Origin of the sequence: Cyanobium gracile PCC 6307 (assembly GCF_000316515.1) — a bacterium.
GTDB classification, from domain to species: Bacteria; Cyanobacteriota; Cyanobacteriia; order PCC-6307; family Cyanobiaceae; genus Cyanobium; species Cyanobium gracile.
In genome coordinates, this window is record NC_019675.1 from 1727548 (window position 1) to 1743532 (window position 15985).

15 protein-coding genes are annotated in these 15985 nt (G+C 72.0%); 8 read left to right on the forward strand and 7 right to left on the reverse strand.

Annotated elements, in window-relative coordinates; genetic code table 11:
* Positions 1 to 42: 42 nt before the first annotated feature.
* Positions 43 to 1599, reverse strand: a complete 1557-nt coding sequence (locus CYAGR_RS08410; RefSeq protein ID WP_015109376.1) for an FAD-dependent monooxygenase — start codon at positions 1597 to 1599, stop codon at positions 43 to 45.
* 135 nt (positions 1600 to 1734) lie between these two features.
* Between CYAGR_RS08410 and CYAGR_RS08415 the strand changes: the two genes are divergently transcribed.
* Entirely contained in the window at positions 1735 to 2304 is a 570-nt protein-coding gene (locus CYAGR_RS08415) for a hypothetical protein (protein WP_015109377.1), read from the forward strand.
* Here CYAGR_RS08415 and CYAGR_RS08420 read toward each other — a convergent pair.
* Both CYAGR_RS08420 and CYAGR_RS08425 read right to left on the reverse strand, forming a co-directional pair.
* On the reverse strand, positions 2276 to 3376 hold the full coding sequence (locus CYAGR_RS08420; protein WP_216593337.1) for a serine hydrolase domain-containing protein: 1101 nt from the start codon (positions 3374 to 3376) through the stop codon (positions 2276 to 2278). The genes CYAGR_RS08415 and CYAGR_RS08420 overlap by 29 nt on opposite strands.
* 252 nt (positions 3377 to 3628) lie before the next feature.
* On the reverse strand, positions 3629 to 4180 hold the full coding sequence (locus CYAGR_RS08425) for a PadR family transcriptional regulator (RefSeq protein WP_015109379.1): 552 nt from the start codon (positions 4178 to 4180) through the stop codon (positions 3629 to 3631).
* 183 nt (positions 4181 to 4363) lie between these two features.
* On the opposite strand from CYAGR_RS08425, the gene CYAGR_RS08430 reads away from it, so the two are divergent.
* The 7 genes from CYAGR_RS08430 to CYAGR_RS08455 all read left to right on the forward strand — a co-directional run bounded on the left by CYAGR_RS08430 (position 4364) and on the right by CYAGR_RS08455 (position 12419).
* Positions 4364 to 5572 (forward strand): efflux RND transporter periplasmic adaptor subunit, encoded by a 1209-nt coding sequence (locus tag CYAGR_RS08430; protein ID WP_015109380.1) that lies wholly within the window; start codon positions 4364 to 4366, stop codon positions 5570 to 5572.
* The gene (locus CYAGR_RS08435; protein WP_015109381.1) at positions 5572 to 8688 is read left to right on the forward strand and encodes an efflux RND transporter permease subunit; all 3117 of its coding nucleotides are present in this window, start codon (positions 5572 to 5574) and stop codon (positions 8686 to 8688) included. The genes CYAGR_RS08430 and CYAGR_RS08435 overlap by 1 nt, the downstream gene beginning before the upstream one ends.
* Before the next feature lie 24 nt (positions 8689 to 8712).
* Positions 8713 to 9768 (forward strand): metallophosphoesterase family protein, encoded by a 1056-nt coding sequence (locus CYAGR_RS08440; RefSeq protein ID WP_015109382.1) that lies wholly within the window; start codon positions 8713 to 8715, stop codon positions 9766 to 9768.
* Positions 9769 to 9822: 54 nt separating this feature from the next.
* The gene (locus CYAGR_RS18295; RefSeq protein ID WP_015109383.1) at positions 9823 to 9972 is read left to right on the forward strand and encodes a hypothetical protein; all 150 of its coding nucleotides are present in this window, start codon (positions 9823 to 9825) and stop codon (positions 9970 to 9972) included.
* Positions 9973 to 9988: 16 nt separating this feature from the next.
* Positions 9989 to 10792, forward strand: coding sequence for an META domain-containing protein (locus tag CYAGR_RS16500; protein ID WP_172637168.1), 804 nt, complete (start codon positions 9989 to 9991; stop codon positions 10790 to 10792).
* Between the two features lie 53 nt (positions 10793 to 10845).
* Positions 10846 to 11556: a methylase gene (locus tag CYAGR_RS08450; RefSeq protein WP_015109385.1), complete on the forward strand. Its 711-nt coding sequence runs from the start codon at positions 10846 to 10848 to the stop codon at positions 11554 to 11556.
* A gap of 152 nt (positions 11557 to 11708) precedes the next feature.
* A complete protein-coding gene (locus CYAGR_RS08455; RefSeq protein WP_015109386.1) occupies positions 11709 to 12419 on the forward strand; it encodes a hypothetical protein in 711 nt (236 codons plus the stop codon).
* Here the strand turns inward: CYAGR_RS08455 and CYAGR_RS08460 are convergent.
* The 4 genes from CYAGR_RS08460 to CYAGR_RS08475 form a co-directional block, all read right to left on the reverse strand.
* Positions 12371 to 13366 carry an ATP-grasp domain-containing protein gene (locus tag CYAGR_RS08460; protein ID WP_015109387.1) on the reverse strand — a complete coding sequence of 332 codons (996 nt, stop codon included), beginning with the start codon at positions 13364 to 13366 and terminating at the stop codon, positions 12371 to 12373. The genes CYAGR_RS08455 and CYAGR_RS08460 overlap by 49 nt on opposite strands.
* Positions 13345 to 13722, reverse strand: coding sequence for a hypothetical protein (locus CYAGR_RS08465; protein ID WP_015109388.1), 378 nt, complete (start codon positions 13720 to 13722; stop codon positions 13345 to 13347). The genes CYAGR_RS08460 and CYAGR_RS08465 overlap by 22 nt, the downstream gene beginning before the upstream one ends.
* A 170-nt stretch (positions 13723 to 13892) precedes the next feature.
* The gene (gene corA, locus CYAGR_RS08470) at positions 13893 to 14969 is read right to left on the reverse strand and encodes a magnesium/cobalt transporter CorA (protein WP_043325621.1); all 1077 of its coding nucleotides are present in this window, start codon (positions 14967 to 14969) and stop codon (positions 13893 to 13895) included.
* Between the two features lie 78 nt (positions 14970 to 15047).
* Complete coding sequence (locus CYAGR_RS08475; RefSeq protein WP_015109390.1) at positions 15048 to 15950, reverse strand: prephenate/arogenate dehydrogenase; 903 nt, start codon at positions 15948 to 15950, stop codon at positions 15048 to 15050.
* Positions 15951 to 15985 lie beyond the last annotated feature (35 nt).

Sequence of the window (15985 nt, forward strand, 5' to 3'; positions counted from 1 at the left end):
ACGGTGGATTGGATCCTAGGCAGGGTTCAGGCGGCTGCCTTCTCAACCGCCCAGCACCAGCCCCCCATACCGACGCACCGCGCTGCGGTGATCCACGTCGGCCCTTAGGCCGATGAAGCCGTCCGGCCGGACCGCCAGCAGGGTGAGGGGCCCCAGGCCCAGGCTGACCGCTTCCTCCAGCCGCACGGCCACCACCGCCTCCACCAGCGCCGGCGGCACCGCGCCGGCGGCCCTGTCGGCCTCCAGGTCGGCCTGCAGGCCGGCGAGGGCCTCCGGAGGCGCTTCCGGGCCGGCCAGCAGCAGCAGCGTGTGGCCGCAGCGGTGGCTGAGCGCGTGCAGCAGGGACGCACCGGCCCCGGGCGGCAGCGCGATCGTGGTGGGCAGGCGCTGTCCGGCAGCAAAGGGCTGGCCCTCGCCAGCGCCGATGATCGCCGAGCCGGCGTAGCTGACGTTCATCTCGGTTTCCGCCACCACCTCCTGCTGGCGGGCCACCGGGTTGGCCAGCATGGCGGCGATGGCCCGGTCGCGGGCGGCGCGCTCAGCGGGCTCCTGCAGCCCGTGGGCCTGCTCGGTGGCATCGCCGGAGCGGCAGATCTCCTGCGCCACCGGACGCCGCTCCTGCTCGTAGCTGTCCAGCAGGGCTGGCGCCGCGGCGCCATGGTGCACCAGGGCCAGCTTCCAGGCCAGGTTGGCGGCATCGTGCAGCCCGCAGTTCATGCCATGCCCCTCGGCGGGGGAGCACACATGGGCGGCATCGCCGGCCAGGAACACGGGCCCGGCGCGGAAGGCACTCGCCACCCGGCTGTGACAGTGGAAGCGGCTGGGGTTCTCCACGGCGTCGAAGCGGGCCTGGGGCAGGTAGCGCTGCAGCACGGCGGCGGCCTCGGCCACCAGATCGCCCTCCTCGGCGGCGGGCCGCAGGTACACCCGCCAACGCTCCTCGGGCAGGGCCGTGAGGATCAGGGGGGAGGCGTCCAGATACGCCGCGTTGACCTCGTGGCTGTCGGCCCAGCCCTCCACCGCCGCATCGAACACGGCCCAGGGGCGGCTGATGCCATGGCCCTCGAAATCGAGGCCGCTCAGCGCCCGGGTGGTGCTGCGCAGGCCGTCGCAGCCCACCACCCAGCGGGCCTGCACGGCGTGCTCCTGCTCACCGCAGGCCACCGTGGCAGTCACCCCCTCGCCGTGGGGCGCCAGTGCCACCAGCCGGCAGGAGCGGTGCACCGTGCCCCCCTGGCCCTTGAGATGGTCGGTGAGGATCGTTTCGGTCACCTCCTCGGAGAGGCCGAGGTTGAAGCCGAAGCGGCTGCCGCACGCGGCCAGATCCAGTTCCCCCAGCCGCTGGCCATCGGCGTGGATCAGGATCCTGCGCTGCCGGCAGCCGGCCTCAAGAAACCGGTCCACCAGCCCCAGCGCCTCGAAGATCTCCAGGGAGAGGGGGTGGATCACCGTGGCCCGGTCCCAGTGCAGGGCTTCGGACCGGGCGTCGATCAGCAGGTTGGGAACGCCGCGGCGCTGCAGTTCCCCCGCCAGCAGCAGGCCGGTGGGGCCCGCCCCCACCACGAGCACGCTGGTCTGGCGGGGAAGGGATGATGGCATGGCGCCCGGGCGGGTCGAGCTGGCGCGGGCCAGCGCCGGGCACACTAAACGCACCGCAGGGGCTCGGTCCTGGCCAACCCATTCCGCTCTCTGGCCCCCGCCCTGGCCGGGGGCCTGACCCTGGGCGCCGCAGCGGTGCAGGCGGCCCCCAACGGCACCTGGCTGTCCCAGCCCCAGATCTGGTACTACGCCTCCCGGCAGTCGCTGGACAGTGTGATGGCCGACATCTGGGGCAGCGACTTCAAGGTGGTGTTCCTCGACGTCCGCAAGGTGTCGGAGGCGATGCAACGGGAGGCGGCGCAGGCGGCCCGCCGCCAGGGACTGATGCCCGTGGTGTGGGTCCAGTCCCCCCAGTACCGGGGGATGCGGATCGACGAGCTGGTGGCCGAAGCCCGCCATGGCGACACGATCCAGGTGGACGACCACTTCTTCGCCCACTACTCCCTGGAGGACTTCTACCTGCTGCGCCAGCTGTATCCGAAACCCATCTTCTGCAGCATCCAGCCGTTCCAGGCCAGCCAGGTGCCCACGGCGGGCTGCAACCAGCTCGATGTGCAGTGCTACAGCGCCAAGCAGTTCCAGCCGTGCCTCAAGCTGGCCGATCGGCTCGGCGCCGTGGTTAGTCTTTCGAGCGAGAACACCCTGCAGTACCGGAGCCAGCTGGGCGAGCGCTCCTTCAACACCTTTCTCTGGCAGGGGCCCTGACGGGCGGGGCGTCCTGCGGTGCCAGATAGGCGCCGATCGCGCGGAAGAGGTCATCGGCGGCATTGCAGTAGCCCCCGCTGGCATCGAAGGCCCCTTCGTCGAAGGTGACCGCCACCGCGATCGCGATCTTGCGTGAGGGCAGATAGGCCATCACCCCGGCCTGCCCGGAGAACAGCGGGTTCTGCAGCAGCCAGGGACCCGAGAGGACGATGCCGATCCCATAGGTGTAGAAGTCGCCGATGGTGGCGCAGGTCGCACAGCCCTCGATCGGCCGGCCGAAGCCCCGCAGGGTCGGAGCGATCTGCAGTCTGTGGCTCTGCGGCGACAGCAGCCGTCCCGTCCCGATCGCCTCGGCGGAGGTCGCCATGTCGTGGATGGTGGTGAACTGCACCGCACCGCGGGTGATCGTCCACGACGGGTTCCAGTAGGTCGACTCCTCGTAGAAGCGTGTGCCCGCGGGGATGCCGAGGGCCTGGCGCCGTTCCGACGAGAAGGCGTGCAGCACCGGCGGCGCGATCGCGGGCGTACCGCCGGGGTCCCGCGTGTTGCGGAGCTTGAGGGGGCCGAAGATCCGCTCCTGCATCAGCACCGGGATCGTCTGGCCCGTGATGCGCTCCAGCGCCAGGCCCAGCAGGAGGTAGTTCGTGTGGGCGTAGTTCCAGCTCGTGCCGGGCTCGTACCAGAGCGTCTTCAGGTCCGCGTAGGCGAGCAGGTCCTGCACGGAGAACTGCCGGAACGGGTTCTCGAGCAGGGTCTTTTCGAACGCGGCATTGCCGATCACGTAGTCGCGGTAGCCGGAGGTCATCCGGGCGAGCTGACCGAGCGTGACCCGCTCCGCATTCGGGATCTCCGGCAGCCAGCGCGCGAGCTTGTCATCGAGGCTCACCCTGTTCTCGTCGACCAGCTGCAGCAGCAGCGTCGCCACGTAGGAGATGGCGATCGCACCGTTGCGGACGTGCATGTCGTCGGTGGCGGGCACGCCCGTCATGGATTCGCCCATCGCCTCGGTGACCACCTCCTTGCCGTCGATCGTCACGCGCACGATCACCGCCCTCAGGTGGTCGTCGGCCATGCGCTGACGAACGATCCGCAGAATGCCGGCCGCCTGGGGTGAGGCCGCCGGCGGGGTGACGTCGGCGGTCCGGGCCTGGACGGGGCCCGCTCCGCCCAGACAACCCGCCAGGAGGGCAGCCAGGAGACGTCGACCCTGTGGGGCGGACCAGCGACGACCCACACCGGCTCCAGCAGCAAGCGGCAACGGTACGCGCCCTGAGTCCATCGGCCGCGACACGGTTGAGGGCTGCCCAGTCCTGCGGCTGGTGGCCTACGGCTCCGCCGGCGGCGGCTGCCCCTCCAGAAAGGCGATCACCTCATCGCACCAGCGGATCCACTCCTGCTCGAACAGGATGCCCCGCCGCAGGGTGAGGTAGCGGTACTGCTCCTGCAGCGGCAGCGCCGGATGGCTGCGGACCAGGGCCTCCTTCTCTTGGTAGGAGGCGAGCTGGCCGGCGTGGACGGCGCGGCGGCGGCGCACCTCCGCCAGCAGCTGGGCCGGATCGGTGTAGGGGCCGCCCAGCACCTTCACCAGCAGGTCCTCGCGGATGGGGGTGGGCTGGGCGGGCTCGGCGGCCCATTGGCGCAGTTCCTCCCGGCCCGCCTCGGTGATGGCATACACCTTGCGGTCCGGCTTTCCCTGCTGGGGCACCACCTGGCAGCGGACCCAGCCGTTGGCCTCGATCCGGGCCAGCTCCCGATAGATCTGCTGCTGGCTGGCGGTCCAGTAGCAGGCCATCGTCTCCTCGAACTGCTTGCTGATGTCGTAGCCGCTGGCGTCCTTCTCGCAGAGCACCGTGAGGATCGTGTGCGCCAGGGCCATGGCAGGGAGGGGACGTCACGTTGGCGCGGGAGTTGATCCTGACCCAGCCGTCGCCGGGTCCGGTTGACCTGCCCAACAAGTTGTGCATACACTTTGGCGCATACCCAATCTGTTGCATAGCCAAGCCTGTTGCCTGGCAACGGCTGTTGCGCCGCAGAAGGGTCCCGCCGCCGCCTTCCCCCCATGGATTCCGCCACTGCGACGCCACGGGCGACGCCGCCAGCGCTGCCCAGCGCCTTGCGGCGGATCCGCTGGGGCCGGCCCGCCGCCTGGGGTCCGCCCCTCGCGATCGCCGCGGCCAGCGTCGGCCTTGCGCTCGTGGCGGTGTCCCGGCGTCCCCGCCCCCCCGCCGCCCGCCCCCTGCCGGTGGCGGTGGTGACGGCCCAGCCCGTCAGCCGGTACCTCACCAGCCGCGACTACACCGGCGAGGTGGTGGCCGGCCGCAGCAGCAGCCTCGGCTTCGAGCTCCCCGGCACCCTCGAGCGGGTGCTGGTGGAGGAGGGGGACCGGGTGGTGGCCGGCCAGCCGCTGGCCCACCTCGACCGTCGCCGGCTGCGGGCCCAGCGCCAGCAGGCGCTGGCCCAGCGGGATGTCGCGGTGGCCGCCGTGGAGGAGGTGCGTGAGCAGCTCACCCTGGCCGAGCTGCAGCGCGACCGCCGCCGGCGGCTCCATGCCCAGGGGGCGATCTCCCGCGAGGACCTCGACCAGCAGATCCACGGCAGCGCCGCCCTGCGCAGCCGCCTTGTCCAGGCGGAGGCCCAGGTGGACGACGCCGAGGCCCGCCTGCGCCAGATCGATGTCGACCTGGCCCGCAGCGTGCTGGTGGCCCCCTTCGATGGCACGGTGAGCCGGCGGCGGCTCGATGAGGGCGTGGTGGTGAGTGGCGGGCAGGCGCTGATCACACTGGTGGAGTCCGCCCCCCTGGAGGTTCGGGTGGGGGTGCCCCCCGACGGAGCCCGGGACCTGCGGCCGGGGCAGCGCCATCCCGTGCGCGTCGGCGATCGGCGGCTGCTGGCCACCGTCAGCGCCCTGCTGCTGGAGCTCGATGCCGCCAGCCGCACCGCCACGGTGGTGCTGAAGCTGCCGGTGAAGGATCTGCCGGTGGGGGCAACGGCCCGCCTCAGCCTGCGGCGCAGCGCGACCGGCGCCGGCTTCTGGCTGCCCACCACCGCCCTGGTGGCCGCCGAGCGGGGGCTCTGGTCGGTGTACGTGCTGGCCCCAGCCGGCCCCTCGCCGGAGCAGGGCCGCCCGGTGGTCCGGCGCCTGGTGGAGCCGCTGCACAGCGAAGGCGACCGCTCCCTCGTGCGCGGCACCCTGCGCCCCGGCGACCGGGTGATCGCCGCCGGCACCCACCGGGTCGTGCCGGGGGTGCGGGTGCAGGAGGCGCCCTGATGGTCGACATCTTTCACCGCAACCGCCAGCTGCAGCTGCTCACCCTGCTGCTGGTGGTGGTCTGGGGGCTGTCGGCCCTGCTCACCCTGCCGCGGCTGGAGGACCCCCTGATCACCCAGCGCAACGCCCTGGTGGTCACCGCCCTGCCCGGGGCCACCCCGGAGCGAGTCGAGTCCCTCGTCACCGAGCCCCTCGAGGAGGCCCTGCTGGAGCTGGAGGAGGTGGACCACCTCGACTCCACCTCCTCCACCGGCACCTCGGTGATCGCCGTAAGCCTGAAGGAATCGATCCGCCAGGTGGCACCGGTGTGGGGCAAGGTGCGCAGCAAGATCGATGACGCCTCCCCCGACCTGCCGCCGGAGGCCACGGATCCGGAGTTCCGCGACGGCAACATCGGCGCCAGCGCCCTGATCGTCGGCCTCACCTGGGAGCTCGACACCCCCCCCAACCTGGGCCTGCTGACCCGGCTGGCCGACGACCTGGCCAGCCGGCTGCGGTCCCTCCCCGGCACCGACCGGGTGGAGCTCAGCGGCGAACCCGAGGAGGAGATCCGGGTGGAGATCGGCGCCCGGGAGCTGGCCCGGCTGGGCCTCACTCCGGCGGGCCTCTCCGAACGGATCGCCGCCAGCGACGCCAAGGAGGCCGCCGGCCAGGTGCGGGGCGCCCGCAGCGAGCTGCTGCTGGAGGTGGACGGCGCCCTCGACTCCCTGGAGCGCATCCGCGCCATCCCGCTGCGCACTGGCGACGATGGTGCCGGCGCCCGCCTGGGGCAGGTGGCCGCCGTAAGCCGCGGGGTGCGCCAGCCCGCCTCCCGCCTGGCCCTGGTGGGGGGGCGTCCCGCCCTGGTGGTGTCGGCCACGGTGTCCTCCGGCTCCCGGGTCGACCTCTGGGCCCGCCAGGCCCGCGCCCAGCTCGAGGCGGTGCGCGCCACCCTGCCCGAGGGCCTGGGGCTGCACACCGTGCTCGACCAGAGCCGCTATGTCCAGGAGCGTCTCGATGGCGTGATCGGCAACCTGGTCACCGGCTCGCTGCTGGTGGTGGCCGTGTCGGTGCTGATGCTCGGCGGCCGGGACGCCCTGGTGGTGGGGGCGGCCCTGCCCCTGTCGGCCCTGATGGTGTTCGGCTGGATGCGGGTGCTGGAGGTGCCCCTGCACCAGATGTCGGCCACCGGCCTGGTGATCGCCCTCGGGCTGCTGATCGACAACGCGATCGTCGTGGTCGACGAGGTGCAGCAGCGGCTGCGCTCCGGCGACAGCGCCGGGCACGCGGTGCGCCGCTCGGTGCAGTACCTGCTGGTGCCGTTGCTGGCCTCCACCCTCACCACCGTGCTGGCCTTCGTGCCCATCGCCACCTCGCCGGGGGCCACCGGGGAATTCATCGGCACCATCGGCCTCACCGTGATCCTGGCCCTGGCCAGCTCCCTGTTCCTTTCCCTCACCGTGATCCCGGCCCTCTCCGCCCGGCTGCAGCCCTGGCAGCCCCTGGGGCCCGGCGTGCGCTGGTGGGAGCAGGGGATCACCCCAGCCGTCCTCGACCGCCCCTACCGCCGCTCCCTGCTCCAGACCCTGCGCCGTCCCGGGCGGGGGGTAGCCCTCTGCCTTGTGCTGCCGCTGCTGGGGTTTCTGGCATTCGGCAGCCTCGAGCAGCAGTTCTTCCCGCCCACCAACCGCGACCAGTTCCAGATCGAGCTGCGGCTGCCCCAGCAGAGCGCCCTGGGGCGCACCGAGACCCTGGCGATGGCGGTGCGGCAGCGGATCCGTCAGGACCCCCACGTCGACGACGTGCACTGGTTTCTCGGCGAGAGCGCGCCGGCCTTCTTCTACAACGTGATCGCCTCCGAGGAGAACGCCCCCCACTACGCCCAGGGCCTGGTGCAGCTGCGGGGGGCCGACGGGCTGCGGACGACGATCCGCTCCCTCCAGCAGGCGCTGGATGGGGAGTTCCCCGAGGCCCAGATCCTGGTGAAGCAGCTGGAGCAGGGGCCCCCCTTCGAGGCACCGATCGAGCTTCGGCTGGAGGGGGCCGATCTGGAGCAGCTGCGCCGCACCGGCGACGAGCTGCGCCGCCACCTGGCCCAGCTCGAGCCCGTGACCCACACCGCCGCCAGCCTGAGCGAGGCGGTGCCCCGTCTGGCCCTGGCGGTGGACGAGGAGCAGGCCCGGCGCAGCGGCCTCGACAACCGCGCCATCGCCCGCCAGCTCCAGGGGGGCCTGGAGGGCAGCGTCGGCGGCTCGATCCTGGAGGGGGTCACCACGGTGCCGGTGCGGGTGCGGGTGGCCGAAGCCCAGCGCAGCGATCTGGCGCAGGTGGCCTCGCTGGATCTGGTGGCACCCGGCAGCGCTGCACCGATTCCCCTGGGGGCCCTGGCCGGGCTGCGGCTCGAGCCGGAGCTGGCCGCGATCGAACGGCGCGACGGCCAGCGCATCAACACCGTGCAGGCCTTCCTGGCGGCCGGGGCGCTGCCGGAATCGGTGCTGCAGGACTTGCGCCGCCAGCTGGAGCGGCAGGGCTGGCAGCTGCCGGCCGGGGTGAGCCTGACCTACGGCGGCGAGGCCGATGCCCGCGGCGAGGCGGTCGCCAACCTGCTCTCCACGGTGGGGGTGCTGGCGATCCTGATGACCGCCACCCTGGTGCTCTCCTTCCGCTCCTTCCGGATGGCTGCCCTGATCGCCTCAGTGGCGCTGCTGTCGGTGGGGCTGGCGGCCCTGGCCCTGAGGCTCAGCGGATCACCCTTCGGCTTCACCGCCATCCTCGGCACCCTCGGGCTGATCGGGCTGGCGGTGAACGACGCGATCGTGGTGCTCACCGCCATCCGCACCGATCCGCTGGCCCGCAGCGGTGATCCGGCCGCCACCGCCGCGGTGGTGGAGCACGCCACCCGCCATGTGCTCGCCACCACGATCACCACCGTGGTCGGCTTCCTGCCCCTGATGCTCGATTCCTCAGGTTTCTGGCCGCCGCTGGCGATCGCCGTGTCCGGCGGCCTGGTGGGGGCCACGGCCCTGGCCCTGTACTACGTGCCGGCCGCCCACGGTCTGCTGGCGCGGGCCGGGCGGGCGCCATCGGGGCCCCCGGCGACGGCTGCCGGCGCCTGGCCCGCTGAGGGGCCATCCTGAGCATCGGTTCGCCCCGTTGCCGCCATGCCGCCGACCCTGGGGCGCCGCCAGGTGCTGACGCTCTCCGGCCTGGCCCTGGGGGCGGGCCTCTGGCAGGCGATCCGGCCGGACCGATCCCTGGCCGATGACCTGGCCGCGGCCGCCGGCCTGGTGGCCCCGCCCCGCGGCGGCACCCGCCTGGTGCTGATCAGCGACCTCAACGCCGCCTACGGCTCCACCACCTACATCGCCGAGGTGCACCGCGGCGTGGCCCTGATCCCCTCGCTGCACCCGGATCTGGTGATCTGTGCCGGCGACATGGTGGCGGGCCAGAAGGCGGGGCTGGGGCGGGAGCGGCTGGCCGCCATGTGGGCGGGCTTCGACCGCAGCGTTCTGGGCCCACTGCGCCGCGCCGGCCTGCCGTTCGCCCCGGCGATGGGCAACCACGACGCCTCCGGTGCCCGCTCCGGCGGTCGCTTCCTCTTCGAGGACGATCGAGCCGAGGCGTCCCGTTTCTGGCGGGCGCGACGCGACGCCCTCGGCCTGACGTTCGTCGACAGCGGCGACTTCCCCTTCCACTACGCCATCCGCCAGAAGGAGGCCTTCGTGCTGGTGTGGGACGCCTCCACCGCCCAGGTGCCGGCGGCGCAGCTGCGCTGGGCGGAGCGGGTCCTGGCGGGCCCCGCCGCCCGCTCCGCCGGCCGGCGCCTGGTGGTGGGGCATCTGCCGCTGCGGGCCGTGAGCCAGGGCCGCGACCGGCCGGGGGAGGTGCTGGCCCAGCCTGCGGCCCTGCAGCAGCTGCTGGAGCGCCACGGGGTGGAGGCCTACGTGAGCGGCCATCAGCACGCCTATTTCCCCGCCCGCCTGGGGCGGCTGGATCTGTTCCACCTCGGGGCCATGGGCAGCGGCCCCCGCCGGCTGCTGGGCCAGGCCGCCAACCCCTTCCAGACCCTCACGGTGCTGGATCTGGTCGGCAGCCCGCCCCGGCTGGTGGACACCAGCTTCGATCTGCGCACCCTGCGGCCCATCGACCCCCAGCGGCTGCCCCGCTCGCTCAGCGATGCCGCCGGCCGGCAGCTGCAGCGACGGCCCGGCGCCTGAGGAGCTTGGCCAGCGCCGGCGGATCTATCGTCGGCCCCATCGCAAGGCGACGTCATGAAGCTGCCGGAAGGCTGGCGGATCTACGCCCTGGTCATCGGTCTGAACGTGCTGGCGCTCTCGCTCTGGTGGGTCGACCGCGACGTGGCGCCCCACACCGTCCACGGGGGCATCGGCGCCTGGCTCGCCTCCCGCCTGGGCTCCTGAGCCACCCATGATCACGATGCAAGCGAACGAACAGCGCCGCCCCCTGGCCGTCCTGGCCGGACTCTCAGCGCTGGTGCTCCTGTCGGCGGCTCCCCAGGCCACGGCGCTCGCCTCCACCACGTCCGCCGCCCGGCTGGAGAACACCGCCTGGGTGGTGGAGCGGCTGGGGGAACGGCCGCCCGTGGGGAGCACCAGCCTCACGCTGCGCTTCGAGAACGGCCGGGTGGCGGGCAGCGACGGCTGCAACCGCTATGGCGCCCCCGTCACCGTGCGGGGAACGACCCTGCAGGTGTCGCCCCGGGGCATGAGCACCAAGATGGCCTGCGCACCGGCGGTGATGCAGCAGGCGGAGTCCTTCCAGAGTGCCTTGCGGAACAGCCGGGGCTTCCGGCTCGACGGCGGGCGCCTGCGCCTGCTCGCCGCCGACGGCCGGCCCCTGCTGGTGCTGGTGCCCCAGGCGCAGCAGCTGGTGGGCAGCAGCTGGCGGGTGGCGGGCTTCAACAACGGCCGCCAGGCCCTGGTGAGCCCGATCCTGGGCACCTCGCTGTCGGTGCGCGTCCTCAAGGGCGGCCAGCTGGCCGGGTCGGCGGGCTGCAACAGTTTCACCGCCCCAGCGCGGCTGGAGGGCACCCGCCTGCGCATCGGCACCCCAGTGGCGACCCGCCGGCGCTGTCCGGGCGCCGGGGTGATGGAGCAGGAGCGGCAGTTCCTGGCCGCCCTGCCCACGGCCGTCAGCCTGCGACTGGAGGGCGACGCCCTCGAGCTGCGCCGCGCCGACGGCGCCATCGCCCTGAGCCTGCGCCGCGTCCCGGCGCCCTGAGCGGGCCCAACCCCTTCCGGCGGCTAGCGTCTGCAGCGCGATGGGGACCGGCCATGGATCTGCCGAGGGTGGTGTTCTTCGGACGCACCGGGGCCGACGCCCTGGCCTTCTTCAACCTCGAACTGGCGGCCTGGCGCGGCCAGCGGCTGCTCGACTGCCCGGGCGGTCCAGGCTCGTTCACCGCCCTCGCCCGGGCCGCCGGGGTGGAGAGCGTGGCGGCCGACCCCCTCTACGGCCTGTCGCTGCCTGAGCTGGAGCAACGCTGCCGCGACGACGTCGCCTTCACCATGGAGCGCCTGGCCCGCAGTGCCTCCCTTCGGCCGGACTTCGACCTGAGCCGGTTCCAGCAGGGCAAGCTGGAGGCCCTGGAGGCGTTCCTGACCGACCGGCGGAAGCACCCGGAGGCCTACCGGGCGGCGGCGCTGCCCTCCCTTCCCTTCGAGGCGGCCAGCTTTGATCTGGTGCTCTGCGGCCACCTGCTCTTCTGCTACGCACCGATCGCCGACGGCGGGCTCAGCGAACAACCCGACTTCGACCTGGAATGGCACCGTCTCGCCCTGGCCGAACTGCTGCGGGTGAGCCAGCGGGAGGTGCGCATCTACCCGGCCCACACGATCGAGCGTCGCCCCCGGGTCCATCCCTGGGTGGAGCCCCTGCTGGCCTCCCTGCCCCCCGGCTGGCAGGGCCAGCTGGAGGACACCGCCTACGACGAGGGCTTTGAAGGGGAGACCCCGATGCTCCGGTTGCGACGCCAGACCCCTTGAGTCAGGGCCACGGGCCAAGGGAACTCACCAAGATCACGACTTCAACACCTGATTCCGTTACTGTTGATACAAAAGGCGGGGAATGTAACAGCTCGTGGCTTCTTTTCAGCGCGGGGGACACACTGAAAAAAATGCACCTGGAGTGAATCCCCATGACGTATCTGACCTGGAGGCGGGAGCTGGTGCGCTCCGCCATCGATCAGATGCTGGAGGCCACCGATCCCGACCGCGGCCCCTTCGGGGATGGGGGTGTTCTGTTCAACGCCATGATGCAGGAGCTGACCCAGAGCCTGCCTGCCCTGGAGATCGTGGCCGCTGCTGACGACATGCTCACCGCCCATCGGGGGTTCTGCGAAGGTCGCAGCTGCGAGGTGGCCCAAGCCCTCAAGGTGTGCCTCTCGATGCCCGCCGAGAAGCAGGGCCTCGAGCGCCGTCTGGTGCTCGATCGCGAACGGGTGGAGCACAACGCCCTCAGCCATGACGCCAACCTGCTGCTGGTCTGGGATGGGCGCCGCGGCAGCGCCATCGAGGAGCTGAGCGCCGCCGGCCTCAGTGAGCGCTTCCCCTGCCAGGGCACCGAGGCCCGCTGGACCACCGACGAGTTCGTGGCCCTGCTGGAGGCCCGTGCCCTCCAGTGCCGCCGCACCCGGGTGGCCCTCGAGATCGTGGCGGAGGATCCCGCCACCACTCCCTCGGCCGGCAGCGTGGTGCTGGTGTTCCCCACCGACACCGGCACCCGCCCCTGGGTCGCCACCGTGGCCGTGGCCCTGCGCTCCGAGGAGCTGCCCGAGAGCGAACCCCCCACCCTCGACGGCTACCAGGCCATGCGGGTGCTGGCGGGGCCGAGCAGGACGTCGGCGTAACGGTCGAAGGCCTCCCCCTCGGCCAGGAACAGGCGCGGGATCACCAGCTCGCACTCCAGCAGCAGCAGGTCCCCCGCCCCATCGCGGATGCCGTCGATGCGGGCATAGGGCAGCACCCCGAAGCGACGGCGCAGGCGCTCCTCGATCGCCGCCGCCCACTGCCGCTCCGCCGCACTGGCCACCCGGGGGGTGTTGGCGCCGCCGAAGCGTTCATGGGCGATCCAGCCGCCGGCCGCCACGGTCTTGGCCACCGCATGGGAGAAACGCCCGCCGAGCATCACGGCACTGAACTCCCCTTCCCGGCAGACCGCGGGCAGAAACGGCTGCAGACACACCTCCCCGTACCGGGTCAGTGCGGCCAGCCAGCCATCGACCGCCCCGGCCACCACCGGCTGACTGCCATCGGCCGCGGTGATCGTCAGGTGGGCGCCATCCCGATGCACCCGGTAGGTGTGCCAGCTCTTCGAGCCGATCGCCGGCTTGAGCACCGCCTCCTGCCAGCCGCCGGCCTCCAGGAGCTCCGCCAGGGATCCGCACCAGCCCCGCGGCAGCCAGCGGCTGGGGATCAGGGCCACCCCCTCCCGGGCGAGCCGGGGCAGGTAGTCGTTCTTGGCATGGCCGGCCTCGATCACCGGCAGGGGGTTGGCCAGGGGCACCCCGAGGCTGCCGAGCTGCTGCGCCAGGGCCCGGATCCGGGGCAGGAAATCGGGGTGTTGATGGCTGCCGCGGCAGTCGCGCACCGTGACCAGATCGAAGCGGCCCCAGTCCGATTCGCCAGCTGCACGGTGCCCGGCCGCAGCCCGCTCACAGGCCGGCAGCGGGGGCAGGGGCACCAGCTCGCTGGCGATGCCGCGCCGGGCGAGACGGGCCCGCAGCGCCGGCGTCTCGTCGTGGATCCGCCCCAGATGCAGCAGGGCGATCCGCTTCAGGTGGGCAGGATCCCCCACTCGCGCTTGACCTGCACGCTGGTGATCTCCCAGGCCTCCTCGGCCGCCACCACCGATCCGCGGGGCTCCTCGGGCGTCAGGCCGCGCCGGGCGAACTCGTTCTGCAGCAGCAGCTGGAACAGCACGGTCTGGGACACCAGCCCGCGCAGCCGATCCTCACCGCCCACCCGCGCCATCAGCACCGGATGACCCTCACAGTCCCGCAGGGCCCGCAGCTGCTGCTGCAGCCAGACCCGCTCGTACTGCAGCATCGCATCGCTGCAGCGGGACAGGTTCTCCCGGTAGCAGCCGGCATGGCACTTGATGGCCCCTTCGGACAGGCCGGCTGCCGAGCCGGCGTCCTTCAGGAGCTGCATTGCTTCGCTCAGGAAACTCACGCGTCGTCACCGCATCCAGAACAACGGTAGAAACAGGGGCCGCCACTGCCCACGAACAGGCCGGCGCGGCAATGATCCGTAGCGGGGAGAAAGAAAAGCCAAAAACAGTGGCTTTGGCTACATCACCGCGTCAGGGGCGGGCGGGGCCCTCAGAGCCACTGCTTGCGGCGGAAGTAGAGGTACAGGGAGATGCCGATCACGATCATCAACGCCCACACCGAGTAATAGCCGCCGCGCCACTCCAGCTCGGGCATCTCCTTGAAGTTCATCCCATAGACACCGGCGATGAAGGTGAGGGGGATGAAGATCGTGGAGATGATCGTCAGCACCTTCATCACCTCGTTCATCCGATGGCTGAGGGTCGAGAGGTAGGTGTCGTGCATGCCACCGAGAATGTCGCGGTGTGTCTCGACCAGATCGATGATCTGGATGCAGTGGTCGTAGAGATCGCGCCAGAACACCCGGCTCTCGGCCGTCAGCAGGGGCGATTCGCTCTTGACGATCATGGCCACCTCCTCCCGGATTGGCCAGACGGCCTTGCGCAGGCTGAGGATGGATCGTTTGAGGCTATGGATCTCCTTGATATCGCCGGGGTGGGGATCCTCCAGCAGCCGGTCGTCCACCTCTTCAATGATGTCGCCCATACGCTCGACAGCCAGGAAGTAATGGTCGACAACAGCGTCCAGCAGGGAGTAGGCGAGGTAGTCGGCCTTCATCCATCGGATCCGGCCTCCGGAGGAGCGGATCCGGTCACGCACCCCGTCGAAGACATCGCCATCGTCCTCGAGGAAGGACATCACGAAGTGGTCACCGAGGATCACGCTGACATGCTCGATATCAATGGTCTGGCTGTCTTCGTTGAAGGCGATCATCTTCAGCACCATGAAGATGTACCCCGGAAACTCCTCCACCTTGGGGCGCTGGGTGGTGTTGGCGATGTCCTCCAGCGTCATTGGATGCAGGCCGAAGCGCGCGCCGAGCCGCTCCACCAGGGCGACGTCATGGACGCCGCTGACGTTCATCCAGGTGATGCTGCCCTCCGCCACCACATCCGCGCAGCCATGCACCGAGGCATCGCGATGCTCTGACCACCCCTCGGCGTCGTAGTGAATGACATCGATCTGGACCTTGGCCAGGCGCTGCTCGCCCACGAACTCCACGGTGCCCGGGGGGGAGCCCGGCCGGATCCGGCGGCTGCGGATACCGCCGGCGCCGCGGCTGCACATGGACGGTCGCGATGGCCTGGTCTTCATCGCCGGGCCCGGAGGCGTCGATGTGGCACGGAGCCTATCGGCATCCCCCGGTCAGAGGAAGTCGGGCCGCAGCTGTTGACTGATCACCAGCGACTGCTCCAGAGCGTTCCAGTCCTCCGCCCGCACCATCGCCTCGAGGTCGGCCAGGGAGCGCCGGTAGTGGCCCAGGGCCTCCAGCAGCGCCTCACGATTGGCCTGGGCCATCAGCCTCCCCAGCTCCGGGTTGCCGCCGCCGACCCTGGTCGTGTCGGCGAAGCCGCTGGAGGCCAGGGCCCGCACCAGGCGAGCCCCGACCTCCGGCGCCCCACCCACCTCGCCGCCTCCGGCCTCGGCCGCCTGCAGCAGGGCCGCCCCCACCAGCACCGGCAGATGGGAGATCAGGGCCACGGCCCGGTCATGGGCCTCGGCCTCGCAGCACAGCCAGCACGCCCCGAGGGCCTCCGCCAGCTCCCGCACCGCCTCCAGCGCCTCCAGGTCCGTGTCCGGCGCCGGGGTCGCCACCCAGGGCCGTCCCCGGAACAGCCCCCGCTCCCCCGCCTCCACCCCGGCCCGGGCCGTGCCCGCCATCGGATGGGAGGCCACGAACCGGGACGGGGCCGGGCCATCGCCAGCCGCCTGCAGCAGCTGACGCCAGCGGCGCAGCACCGGCCCCTTCACCGAGCCCACGTCGGTGACCACCGCCGCGGGCGGCAGTGCCGCCAGCAGGGCGGGCTCCGGTTCCAGAAGCCGGTCGAGGGGCAGCGCCAGCAGCACCAGTCCGCAGCCGTCGAGCACGGCCGGATCGGTGCTTACGGCACTGGCCAGCCCCCGCTCCCTGGCCCGCTCGGCTGTGGCCGGCCGGTGCACCAGGGCCCGCACCTGGGCACCCGCCGCCAGCAGATCGAGCCCCAGGGAGCCGCCGATCAGCCCCAGGCCCACCACCCCCACCGGTTCGCGCTGCCAGAGGGGTGTCATCGTCGCTGCGGATCGGCTGGGGCCAGCTTCCTACG